This is a genomic window from Microbacterium pollutisoli (assembly GCF_053586795.1).
This window is the reverse complement of record NZ_JBNYWT010000001.1, coordinates 846365-858298: the sequence shown is the minus strand read 5'-3', so window position 1 is coordinate 858298 and position 11934 is coordinate 846365. Positions and strand designations below refer to the sequence as shown.

Here is an 11934-nt window from a genome sequence, read left to right as displayed (position 1 = left end):
CATGAGCGACCCCAGCGGCTACATCCGCGAGCGCTACAACGACGGCAGCCGCGACGTGCGGTGGCCGGCGGCGCCGGAGCCGCTCGCTGTGCCGGTGTACGACAACCACGCGCACCTCGAGATCTCGGACGGCGATGAGCCACGCACCCTCGACGAGCAGCTCGAGCGTGCGGCCGAGGTCGGCGTGATCGGCGTCGTGCAGGCCGGGGGCGACATCGAGTCGAGTCGCTGGTCGGCCGACGCCGCGGCATCCCACCCCCGCGTGCTCGCAGCCGTCGCGATCCACCCGAACGAGGCACCCGCATACGCGGCCGAAGGGCGTCTCGATGAGGCCATCGCCGTCATCGACGAACTGGCCGCACAGCCGCGCGTGCGCGCGATCGGGGAGACCGGGCTCGACTTCTTCCGCACCGACGACGACGGGCGCCCCGCCCAGTTCGAAGCTTTCGAAGCGCACATCGCGCTGGCGAAGAAGCACGGCATCGCCATGCAGATCCACGACCGCGACGCGCACGACGCCGTGCTCGAGACGCTGGAGCGGGTCGGGGCGCCCGAGCGCACCGTGTTCCACTGCTTCTCCGGCGACGCCGAGATGGCCCGCTACACCGCCACGCGCGGCTACTGGCTGAGCTTCGCCGGCAACATCACCTTCAAGAACGCGCAGAACCTCCGCGACGCACTGGCCGTCACGCCACGTGAGCGCATCCTTGTCGAGACCGACGCGCCGTTCCTCACGCCGACCCCGCACCGCGGCCGGCCCAACGCGCCGTACCTGATCCCGGTGACCGTGCGGTTCATGGCCGCCGAACTCGGCATCGACGTCGACGAGCTGTGCGCACAGCTGGCGGCCAACACGCGCGAGGTCTACGGGTCGTTCGAGTGACCCGGACTCCGGCTACCGCGTCGTCGAACCCCTGACGAGCTCCCACGGCAGGTCGACGACCACGGGGCCGTTGGTGTTCTCCACCCGCGGCAGCGCGGAGAACAGCGCGTCGGCGGCACGCTCGGGGTGCACGCAGACGTGGGTGACCGACAGACGGTCGTTGAGCGCGCACTCGGTCGTGCACAGGGCGACCAGCTGCACGTCGCGCGGGATCACCAGGTCGCGTGACTCGAGCTGCAGGTAGATGTCGGGGCCGTCCTCGCAGAACGCGAAGATGGCATCGGCGCCGTCGGCGACCACGTCGCGCACCACGCGGGACAGCGTCCGCCGGGCGGCATCGACGGTGACCACCAGCGGTGTGCGCCCGCGCACCGTGCTCCACGTCTGGAATGCGGTGGTGCCGATCTCGTCGCGGGGGTGCGAGCCCTCATCGACCAGGAACGCGATGCGCTCGGCACCCGCATCGGCCAGCAGCTCCAGGCCCGCGCGCACGGCCGCGTCGTATCCGGTGCGGATGCTCACCCCGCGCGCGGTGTCGACATACAGGTCGTCGGCGACGATCGGGATGCCGCGTGCGGCGGCCGCGCGCAGCACCTCGTGGCTGCCCTGACCGTCGGGCACGTACAGCACGTCGACGTGTGCACCGCCGACGAGGTCCGGTCGCGACTGCGGCAGCACCGTGACGGTGAACCCGTGCGCCGCCGCGACCTGCACGAGGGCGTCGAGCTGGCGCGCCCGCTGCACGGCCCAGCGGCGGGACGACTCGTCGCCGTGTTCCTCGGAGAGCACGAACCCGATCGACATCGCACTGCCGCGGCGCAGGGCCGTGGCGACCTTGTTGGGGACATAGCCGAGCTCGGCCGCGACGGCCTTGATACGGTCCCTCGTCTCGGGCCGCAGGTTGCCGCGGTCGTTGAGCGCCTGACTGATCGCCGCCGTCGAGACGCCGGCGCGCTCGGCGATGTCCTTCAGCGTGACCCGGCTCATGACGCGGGGTCGGAGTCGGCGGGCAGGTCGGGGAACACGGTGCGCACCGCGTCGGCCCACGCGGTGCCGGCCCCGCTCGCGGCCAGGCGGTGTCCCTGGGCGATCAGATGGTGCACGAGCACGCCCGACAGGTGCCGCAGGGCGCTCTCCACCTCGGGCGGCGCCCCGGCGCGGCGGTTGCGGGTCAGCTCGTCGTCGACCAGGTGCTGCACGAAGCGGCGCAGGTGCACGACCTCTCCCGACACCTCGTGCACGCGGCGGGCGGCGGCATGACGGCGGGCGGACGCCGCGACGATCTCGCGCGCCTGCCCGATCGTGGCGGTCTCGTCGACCGGTGCGTGCACGCGGATCGTGTCGAGGTCGAGCAGCTCGACCCCGTCGAAGTCGCCGATGCGCGGGTCGACGTTGCGGGGCATGCCCAAGTCGATGATGATCTGCGGCTGGGTGCGGGTGCCGCGCGCCTCGGCGTGCGCGTCGGCGTCGAGCACGAAGCGATCCGTCACCGTGGTGCACGTGACGATGAGATCGGCCACAGCGGCCTCGGTCGCGTAGTCGTCGACGGAGACGACGGTGAGGTGCTCCTGCTGCGCGAAGCGCTTCCGGCCGGAACGGGAGTGCACCCGGATGTCCTGGGCTCCCGCAGTGCGCAGCGCTGCGAGCGCTGCGGCGGCGTAGCGGCCGGTGCCCACCAGCAGCACCCGGGCGGTGGCCCAGGTCAGCCGCGAGGAGACCAGATCGACGGCCAGTCGCACGAGCGACCGTCCGGACTCGGTGAGCTGGGTCCCGTTCTTCACGGCGCGCGAGGTCTCGGCGGCCCGCTGGAACAGGTGCTCCAGCGATGCGGTCGTCATCCCGCGGTCGCGCGCGGCGGCGAGGGCCCGGCTCACCTGGCCCGAGATCTCCTCCTCGCCGACGGCGACCGAGTCCAGCCCGGAGGCCACGGCGAACAGGTGATGGGCGACGCGGTTGCCGTGTGCGAAGTCGACGGTGTCGCGCACCGCGCGATAGGGCAGGCCCACCAGATCCGACAGCTGCTCCATCGCGGCATCCATCGCGGGGATGGGGGAGGGCAGCTCCGGGTCGTCGGCCAGGTCGAAGTACGCCTCGAACCGATTGCACGTGGACAGCACGACGGCGCCGCGGATCGATTCGTGCGCATCGCGCAGCCGCGGGGCCAGGTCGTCGCCGATGACGGACAGCCGCTCGAGGGCCTCGAGCGGAGTGGTGCGCTGATGCGCGGTCAGGCAGACGAGCACCGTTCGGAACCTCCAGAGATCCCGGCTAGTATAACGATTAACCGATCCCAGGAGCGTCATCATCCCGGCATCCACTCACCCCCTTTCCGTCCACGGCACCAGCGCGTCGCGCCTCGTCCGGGCGCTGCTCGGCGACCGTCCCGACGTCACCCCCGTATGGTTCATGCGTCAGGCCGGCCGCTCGCTGCCCGAATACCGGGCGCTGCGCGCGCAGGGCAGCATGCTCGACGCCTGCCTCGACCCGGCGCTGGCCAGCGAGATCACGATGCAGCCGGTCCGCCGCCACGGCGTCGACGCCGCGATCTTCTTCAGCGACATCATCGTGCCGCTGAAGCTGCTGGACATCGACGTCGAGATCGTGGCCGGTCGCGGCCCCGTGTTCGCCCGACCGCTGCGCACCGCCCGGGAGATCGCCGACACCGTGCGCATCGACCCGGCCCTGGTCACCGAGCGCGGCGGCCCCATCGTCGAGGCGGTGACCCGCACCACCGAGATGCTCGCCGAGCTGTCGGCCGAGCGCGGCGAGCCACTGCCGCTGATCGGCTTCGCCGGAGCACCGTTCACGCTGGCCGCCTACCTCATCGAGGGCGGACCCTCGCGCGACCACCTCGCTGCACGCCGCATGATCCACGAGGACCCCGCCGCCTGGCGCGACCTCACCATGTGGCTCGCCGAGGTCACCGGGCGCTTCCTCGCGCTGCAGGTGGATGCCGGTGCCAGCGCCGGGCAGCTCTTCGACTCGTGGGCCGGCGGCGTCGCCCCGGACGACTACCGCGCCACGGTGCTGCCCGCCTCGGCTGCGGCGCTGGAGTACGTGCGCGCGCTGCCGGTGCCCGACAGCGTGCCGCACATCCCCCTGGTGCACTTCGGGGTGGGCGCCGGCGAGGTGCTCGCCGACATGGCCTCGATCGACGTCGACGCGCTCGGCGTCGACTACCGGGTGCCGCTCGACGAGGCGTACCGCCGTGCCGGTCGTGACGTCACGGTGCAGGGCAACCTGGACCCGGCGCTGCTGTTCGCGCCCGAACCGGTGCGCACCGCCGCCGTGCACCGGGTGCTCGAAGCCGGCCGCGCCGCCCGCGCCCACGTGTTCAACCTCGGCCACGGTGTGCCGATGGAGACCGGTCCCGAGGCCCTCACCGCCGTGGTGCGCACCGTCCACGAGTGGCGGCCGCGGTGACCGTACGCGATCTGGTCGTCGTCGGCGGCGGCATCGCGGGACTGGTCGTCGCCCACGACGCCGCGCGAGCCGGTCTTTCGGTCGAGCTGCTCGAGTCGGATGACCGCACCGGCGGCATGGTGCGCCCGGCACTGCTGGGCGGTGTGTCCGTCGACGTGGGCGCCGAGTCGTTCGCGACCCGCACCGCCGGGGTCGCCGAGCTGCTCGCCGACGTCGCACCCGAACTGCGCGCGACCCGGCCGGGCACCGGCGGCGCCCACCTCGCCTTCCTCGACACCCCGGGCGAGGGCGCCGTGCAGATCGCACCGCTGCCGCGGCGGACCGTGCTGGGCATCCCCGCCGACCCGCTCGCGGACGACGTCGTGCGCATCATCGGGCCGGCGGCCGCCGAGCATGCCGCCGCCGAACGGTCGATGCCGGCGCCCCGCGGGCCGGAGCCGTCGCTGGCCGAACTCGTCGCCGAGCGCTGCGGGGCGGTGCTCGCGCGGCGCCTCGTCGACCCGCTGTGCCGCAGCGTCTACTCGCGGCCGGCCTCGGCCGTGCGCCTGTCCCAGCTCAACCCGGCCCTGTGGCGCGCGTTCACCGCCGGCGGGTCGCTGCTGGCCGCAGCCGCCTCCGTCGCCGACGGTCAGCGCGCCGGGTCGGCGGTGGCCGGGATCACCGGCGGCGTCTGGCAGCTGCCGGCTGCCGTCCATGCCGCCGCCGTGCGGCACGGGGCCGTGCTGCGCACCGGCGTGGTGGTCGCCGCGCTCGACGCGGTCGACGGCCTCGTGCACATCACGACCGCCGACGGCGACAAGATCGCGGCGCGCCGTGTCGTCGTGGCCACCGGCACCGCAGCCGCGCGCGCCCTGCTGGCACCGGCCGATCCCGCGCCGGTCGCCGCGCACGCGCGGGTGCGCGTCATCGCGGCACTCGTGCACGCCCCGGGGCTGGACGGTCACCCGGTCGGCACCGGCGTCATCGTCGCCCCGGATGTACCCGGCGCCGCCAAGGCACTGACCCACGTGACCGCGAAGTGGGAGTGGGCGGCCGCGGCCCCACGCTCCGGCGGCGCGAGCCGTCACATCGTCCGGCTGTCCGCACGCGACGCCGACGCGGCAGGGCTCGACACCCCCGCCGAGATCGCCGGCGAGATCGCCCGCCTCACCGGCATCCCGGCCGACACCGTCGACGTCCTCGACGTCGTCGACCGGATCTGGACCGACGCCGTCGCGGCACCGCCGGTCGACGCGCCGCAGGCCGCCGCGCTGGCGCGCACCGGCATCCACCTCGCCGGCGCAGCCGCCGCCGGCACCGGCCTCGCCTCGATCGTCCCGCACGCCCGGGCCCTGGCCCGCGAGCTCACCTCCGCCCCCTCATCCGCCGCCTCACAAGGGAGAGTCCATGTCTGACCAGAACGCGCTCGAAGACAACCCCGTCGGCTTCGCGCTGTTCGCGATCCTTTCCGGTCCGCGTCCCCGGACGGCCGCACCGACGCCCGAGGCGCTGACCGCGCTGTCGGACGAGATCGTGGCGCTGGCCGACGCCGGAGTCACCCTCCGCGGGCTCTACGACGTCACCGGTATGCGCGCCGACGCCGACCTCATGGTCTGGCTGCACCTGGCCCCCGGCGACGACGACGCCGCCGCTCTGCAGAAGGCGCTGCGCACCCTCCGACGCACCGAGGCGCTGCGCGAGTTCACCTGCATCTGGAGCGCCATGGGCGTGCACCGCGAGGCCGAGTTCAACAAGCGGCACATCCCCGGATTCATGCGCGGCGAACGCGCCCGTGACTGGTTGTGCCTGTACCCGTTCGTGCGGAGCCACGAGTGGTACCTGCTGCCCGACGAGGAGCGCGCGCACATGCTCGCCACCCACGGCCGCAAGGGGGCCACGTACTCGGACGTCGTCGCCAACACCATCTCGGCGTTCGCGCTGAACGACTACGAGTGGCTGCTGCCCATGGAGAGCGACAACCTGGTCAGCATCGTCGACCTCATGCGCGGCCTGCGCGCCACCGACGCGCGTCGCCACGTGCGCGAGGAGGTGCCGTTCCACACCGGGCGGCGCATCGAGGTCGCGGAACTCGCGGAGGTGCTGGGCTGATGGACGCGCAGCCGACCACCGCTTGCCGGCCCAAGGTGCCCGCCGCCGACCGCCCCGCGTTCGTCGCCGAGGGCGCCGTGGTGCCCGCCGGCACGTCCGCCACCCGGGCCGGTGAACCGTTCGCGACCGGGCCGGTCGACTACGACGCGGTCATCCTGCTCGGCTTCGGCGGACCCGAGGGGCAGGACGACGTCATCCCGTTCCTGCGCAACGTCACCGCGGGCCGCGGCATCCCCGACGAGCGGCTCGAAGAGGTCGCGCACCACTACCGCCACTTCGGCGGCGTGTCGCCCATCAACGAGCAGAACCGGCTGCTGCGCGCCGCGCTGCAGGCCGAGCTCGACGGCCGCGGACACACGCTGCCGGTGTACTGGGGCAACCGCAACTGGGCGCCCTACCTCGACCAGGCGCTGCAGCAGGCCTACGACGACGGCCACCGCACGTTCCTGACCATCGCCACGAGCGCCTACAGCTCGTACTCGTCGTGCCGGCAGTACCGCGAGGACCTCGCCGACGCAGTGCAGGCCACGGGCCTGTCCGGCAAGGTCGAGATCGACAAGGTGCGCTCGTTCTTCGACCACCCCGGCTTCGTCACGCCGTTCATCGACGGCATCCGCGACGGCATCGCCCAGCTGACCGCGCAGGGCATCGACATCGCGCGTGATGTCGAGATCCTGTTCTCGACGCACTCGATCCCGAACGTCGACGCCGACCGGTCGGGCGCGCCTGAAGACGGGTACGGTCCGGGCGGCGCGTATGTGGCCGAGCACCTCGCCGTGGCCGAGCGCATCATGGCCGAACTGGGCGGACCGTGCCCGTGGCAGCTCGTGTTCCAGAGCCGGTCGGGCCCGCCGCAGGTGCCGTGGCTCGAGCCCGACATCAACGACGCACTCGCCGAGCTCCCGGCGCGCCGGCGCACCGCCGTGCTCATCGTGCCGCTGGGATTCGTGAGCGATCATATGGAAGTGCTCTGGGACCTCGACACCGAAGCGATCGAGACCGCGCAGGAGCTCGGTCTGGTCGCGGTGCGCACCGCGACCCCCGGCGCGAACCCCGCGTTCGTCGCCGGGCTGGCCGACCTCGTCGAGGAGCGCCTGCACGGCATGCCGCCCGCCGAGCGCCCGCATCTGACCGACCTCTGCCCCGCATACGACGTGTGCCGGCCCGGATGCTGCGAGAACACCCGCCGGGGCTTCCGCCCCGCACTGGCCGGAGTCGCACCGTGACCGCCCGCACGCCGCTGCGGCTGGGCACCCGCGCCAGCCGACTGGCCACCACGCAGTCGCAGACCGTCGCCGACGCCATCACGGCCGCCACCGGTGTGCCGGTCGAACTGGTCAAGATCACCACCGACGGCGATGTGCTGACCGGCCCGCTCGCGCAGCTGGGCGGCACCGGCGTGTTCGCGTCCGCGCTCCGCGATGCGCTGCTGCGCGACGAGTGCGACCTGCTCGTGCACTCGATGAAAGACCTGCCCACGACGCCCCTGCCGGGCGTGGTGATCGCCGCGGTCCCGCCGCGCGCTTCGCACCGTGACGCGCTGTGCGCCCGCGACGGACTGACGCTGGCCGAGCTGCCCGCTGGCGCGCGCGTGGGCACCGGCTCGCCACGCCGCGTCGCCCAGCTGCTGGCCCGCCGGCCCGACCTGGTCGTCGACGGCATCCGCGGCAACGTCGAGAGCCGGCTGTCGAAGGTGGCCTCGGGCGAGTTCGACGCGATCGTCCTGGCCGAGGCCGGGCTGCGCCGCATCGGACTGGAAGGCGTGATCACCGAGCTGTTCGAGGGGCCCACCTCCGCCGCGCAGGGCGCCCTGGCCGTGGAGATCCGGGAGGGCGACGACCAGATCGCCGCGCTCGTGCAGGCCGCGAACGATCCCGAGACCGAGACGTGTGCGCTCGTGGAGCGCGCCGTCCTGCGGCGCCTGGAAGCCGGCTGCGCCGCGCCGGTCGCGATCGCCGCCGCCCGCGACGGCGCCGCGCTCGTGCTCGAGGCCGAGGTGTACGCCCTCGACGGAACGCGGCGGGTGCGTGGGCACCGCGTCGTCGACTTCGCCGCGGTCGCCGCAGCGGATGCCGCGGCGGCCCTGGCCGAGGACGTCGTCGCCGAGCTGATCGACGGCGGTGCCGCCGAGCTTGCCGACCTCCCCGGAGCCGCCCGATGACAGGGGCCCTGGCCGGTGGCGCCCTGCGCGGCGCGCGCGTGCTCATCCCGCGCGGCGGGGCGTGGGGCGACCGTGTCCACGCCGAACTGACGCGGTACGGGGCGACGGGAGTCGTCGCGCCGCTGATCGCCTCGGCGCCGCCGCGGGACACCGCCGCGCGCGACCGGGCCTTCGCGGCGCTGGCCGCCGGCGAGTACACCTGGCTGTTCGTCACCAGCGCGGCCAGCATCGAGCAGCTCGTCGCACAGGGCATCCATGTGCCGGCCACCACCCGCATCGCCGCCGTCGGACGCGCCACCGCCCGCGCCGTGGCCGACGCGGGGTTCGAGGTCGAGTTCGTGCCGGTCGGCCCGTCGTCGGCGGCCACCATGATCACCCAGTGGTGCGTCGACCGCTCGCCGGAGCGCACCGGACGCTGCCTCGTGCTGCGCAGCGACCTCGCCCTGGCCGTCATCAGCGACGAACTCGAACTGCAGGGCTTCGACGTCGACGTGTGCATCGCCTACCGGACGATCGGCATCGACCTCGACCCGACCGTGGCCGCCGCCCTGCGCGACGGCCGGTTCGACGTCGTGCTGCTGACCTCGCTGAGCGTCGCGCGGGAGCTCCGGCGCCAGGTGCCGCAGCTGCACGATCGGGTGCTCATCGCCTCGATCGGGCCCGGCACCACACGCGATGCGACCAGACTGGGCTACACGGTCGGCTACACCGCGCAGACGCAGAGCGTCGACGCGCTGCTGGCCGAACTCGCCGCCCGAACCGTTTCGGAGGAGTCCGCATGAGCACATTCCCCACCCGACGTCTACGCCGCCTGCGCGCGACCCCGGCGCTGCGGCGCCTCGCCGCGGAGACCTCGCTGACATCGGCGCGCCTCGTGCTGCCGGTGTTCGTCAAGGAGGGCGCGACCGCCGAGGTGCCGATCGCGAGCATGCCGGGAGTGTCGCAGCATCCCCTCGACGCGCTGCCCGGCGTGGTCGAGGCCGCTGCGGCGGCGGGTCTGGGCGGCATCATGCTCTTCGGCGTGCCGACCACCCGCGACGCGACCGGCAGCGGGGCCGTCGACCCCGACGGCATCCTCAACCGCGCCATCACGGTCGCGCGGGAAGCGGCCGCCGGGCGGCTCACCGTGCAGTCCGACCTGTGTCTGGACGAGTTCACCGACCACGGGCACTGTGGCGTGCTGGCCGCCGACGGGTCCGTCGACAACGACGCCACGCTCGAGATCTACGCGCAGATGGGCGTCGCGCAGGCCCGTGCCGGCGCTGACGTGCTGGGGCTGTCCGGCATGATGGACGGCCAGGTCGCCGCCGTGCGTGCCGCCCTGGATGCCGCCGGATTCGCGCATGTCGCGATCCTGGCCTATGCGGCGAAGTACGCGTCCGCGTTCTACGGACCGTTCCGCGACGCCGTCGAATCGACCCTCACCGGCGACCGGCGCACCTACCAGCTCGACCCCGGGAACGGTCGGGAGGGCGTCGAAGAGGCCTTGGCGGACATCGCCGAGGGGGCCGACGTCGTCATGGTCAAGCCGGCCGGCCCATACCTCGACGTGCTCGCCCGCGTCGTCGACGTCTCCGCGGTGCCGGTGTGGGCGTATCAGGTGTCCGGCGAGTACGCGCTCATCGAGCACGCGGCCGCCGCGGGTCTCATCGACCGCGACCGCGCGATCGGCGAGACGCTGCTGGGGATCCGCCGCGCGGGCGCCGAGGTCATCCTCACGTACTGGGCGCTCGAGGCGGCCGCATGGCTGCGCGAGGGGAAGGATCTCGGATGACCGGCAACGAAGCCCTGTTCGCCCGGGCGCTGGAGGTCATCCCCGGCGGGGTCGACTCGCCGGTGCGCGCCTACGGGTCGGTGGGCGGCGCCCCCCGGTTCTTCGTCTCGGGCCAGGGCCCGTATCTGGTCGATGCCGACGGTCGCGAATACGTCGACCTCGTCGCCGGATGGGGTCCGGCCCTACTCGGTCACGCACACCCGGCCGTGATCGAGGCCGTCGTCGCCGCGGCCGGCCGCGGGCTCGGCTTCGGCGCGCCCAACCCGGCGGAGGCCGAACTCGCGGGCGTCATCCGTGACCGCGTGCCCGCCGCACAGAAGGTGCGTCTGGTGTCCACCGGCACCGAGGCGACGATGACCGCGATCCGGCTGGCCCGCGGCGCGACCGGCCGCGACCTGCTCGTGAAGTTCGCCGGTCACTACCACGGGCACTCCGACGGACTGCTCGCCGAGGCCGGCTCGGGCCTGGCCACGTTCGCACTGCCCGGTTCGGCGGGTGTGCCCGCAGCCATCGCGGCGCAGACCCTCGTCGTGCCCTACAACGACCGCGACGCGCTCACCGAGGTCTTCGCCGCCCATCCCGACCGGATCGCGGCGGTGATCACCGAAGCCGCCGGCGCGAACATGGGGGTCGTGCCGCCCGCGGCCGGGTTCACCTCGTTCCTGGCCGAGATCGCCCGCGCCCACGGGGCGCTGCTGATCAGCGACGAGGTGCTCACCGGGTTCCGTGCCTCGGCCACCGGTTACGCCGGCGTGCTCCAGGCCGCCGGTGAAGACGTCGTGCCCGACCTGGTCACCTTCGGCAAGGTGATCGGCGGGGGGATGCCGGTGGCCGCCGTCGGGGGCCGCGCCGACATCATGGATCTGCTCGCTCCCACCGGCCCCGTCTACCAGGCCGGCACGCTGTCGGGGAACCCCGTGGCCGTGGCGGCGGGTCTGGCGACGCTGCGCCACGCTGACGCGGACGTCTATGCACGGTTGACCGCCGCGGCGACCACCGTCGCGACCGCCGTCACCGAGGCGCTGACGGCTGCCGGGGTGCCGCATGTCGTCCAGTGGGCCGGGACGCTGTTCAGCGTGTTCTGGGGCGCCGATGTCGCCGGGGGAGTGCCCGACTACGCGACGGCCCAGCGGCAGGACACCGCGGCCTACGGACGGTTCTTCCACGCAATGCTGGATGCGGGCGTCTCCCTGCCGCCGTCCGCGTTCGAGGCATGGTTCGTCACGGCCGCGCACGACGCCGCCGCCCTCGACCGGATCATCTCGGCGCTCCCGCAGGCCGCGCGCGCCGCGGCGGGCTGAGCCCCGGCCGATCGGTGCGTGCGGTTTCGGGTCGGCCCCGGATCCTTCTCGGGTGGGTACCGCTCGGGTTTGGCATGTGGGCTGCTCGGCTTGTTCTCGGACGTGGGGTTCTGCTCATGCTCCTTCTCGGTCTCGGGGTCCTTCTCTGGAAGCCATGTGAGTTCCCGTTCACACACGTCGTGTGACCCGGAACTCACATGCGCGGCGAAGCAACTGCGGCAGTGTGTGCGCGGGTACTCACATGAGCTGTGAAACGGAACCGCGGCGCCGCTGTGTGCGCGGGAACTCCCATGAACTGGGCAAT

General features: G+C 73.4%; 11 protein-coding genes. 9 read left to right on the top strand and 2 right to left on the bottom strand.

Annotated elements, in window-relative coordinates; genetic code table 11:
- Position 1: 1 nt before the first annotated feature.
- The gene (locus ACQ143_RS04155; RefSeq protein ID WP_449569431.1) at positions 2 to 883 is read left to right on the top strand and encodes a TatD family hydrolase; all 882 of its coding nucleotides are present in this window, start codon (positions 2 to 4) and stop codon (positions 881 to 883) included.
- A 12-nt stretch (positions 884 to 895) separates the two neighbouring features.
- Here ACQ143_RS04155 and ACQ143_RS04150 read toward each other — a convergent pair whose 3' ends face one another.
- Together ACQ143_RS04150 and ACQ143_RS04145 are read right to left on the bottom strand one after the other, a co-directional pair.
- Positions 896 to 1870 (bottom strand): LacI family DNA-binding transcriptional regulator, encoded by a 975-nt coding sequence (locus ACQ143_RS04150; RefSeq protein WP_449569430.1) that lies wholly within the window; start codon positions 1868 to 1870, stop codon positions 896 to 898.
- Positions 1867 to 3126: a glutamyl-tRNA reductase gene (locus ACQ143_RS04145; RefSeq protein ID WP_449569429.1), complete on the bottom strand. Its 1260-nt coding sequence runs from the start codon at positions 3124 to 3126 to the stop codon at positions 1867 to 1869. Before ACQ143_RS04145 ends, ACQ143_RS04150 begins: the two co-directional genes overlap by 4 nt.
- A gap of 58 nt (positions 3127 to 3184) precedes the next feature.
- On the opposite strand from ACQ143_RS04145, the gene hemE reads away from it, so the two are divergent.
- From hemE to hemL, 8 genes are read left to right on the top strand one after another with little or no spacing between them, the layout of a single operon-like run.
- On the top strand, positions 3185 to 4306 hold the full coding sequence (hemE, locus tag ACQ143_RS04140) for a uroporphyrinogen decarboxylase (protein WP_449569591.1): 1122 nt from the start codon (positions 3185 to 3187) through the stop codon (positions 4304 to 4306).
- Positions 4303 to 5700 carry a protoporphyrinogen/coproporphyrinogen oxidase gene (locus ACQ143_RS04135; protein ID WP_449569428.1) on the top strand — a complete coding sequence of 466 codons (1398 nt, stop codon included), beginning with the start codon at positions 4303 to 4305 and terminating at the stop codon, positions 5698 to 5700. The genes hemE and ACQ143_RS04135 overlap by 4 nt, the downstream gene beginning before the upstream one ends.
- Positions 5693 to 6394 carry a hydrogen peroxide-dependent heme synthase gene (hemQ, locus tag ACQ143_RS04130; protein WP_449569427.1) on the top strand — a complete coding sequence of 234 codons (702 nt, stop codon included), beginning with the start codon at positions 5693 to 5695 and terminating at the stop codon, positions 6392 to 6394. The genes ACQ143_RS04135 and hemQ overlap by 8 nt, the downstream gene beginning before the upstream one ends.
- Positions 6394 to 7620 (top strand): ferrochelatase, encoded by a 1227-nt coding sequence (locus ACQ143_RS04125; protein ID WP_449569426.1) that lies wholly within the window; start codon positions 6394 to 6396, stop codon positions 7618 to 7620. Before hemQ ends, ACQ143_RS04125 begins: the two co-directional genes overlap by 1 nt.
- On the top strand, positions 7617 to 8555 hold the full coding sequence (gene hemC, locus ACQ143_RS04120) for a hydroxymethylbilane synthase (RefSeq protein ID WP_449569425.1): 939 nt from the start codon (positions 7617 to 7619) through the stop codon (positions 8553 to 8555). Before ACQ143_RS04125 ends, hemC begins: the two co-directional genes overlap by 4 nt.
- Entirely contained in the window at positions 8552 to 9337 is a 786-nt protein-coding gene (locus ACQ143_RS04115) for a uroporphyrinogen-III synthase (RefSeq protein WP_449569424.1), read from the top strand. The genes hemC and ACQ143_RS04115 overlap by 4 nt, the downstream gene beginning before the upstream one ends.
- A complete protein-coding gene (gene hemB, locus ACQ143_RS04110) occupies positions 9334 to 10329 on the top strand; it encodes a porphobilinogen synthase (RefSeq protein ID WP_449569423.1) in 996 nt (331 codons plus the stop codon). The genes ACQ143_RS04115 and hemB overlap by 4 nt, the downstream gene beginning before the upstream one ends.
- A complete protein-coding gene (hemL, locus tag ACQ143_RS04105) occupies positions 10326 to 11630 on the top strand; it encodes a glutamate-1-semialdehyde 2,1-aminomutase (protein ID WP_449569422.1) in 1305 nt (434 codons plus the stop codon). The genes hemB and hemL overlap by 4 nt, the downstream gene beginning before the upstream one ends.
- Positions 11631 to 11934: the final 304 nt, after the last annotated feature.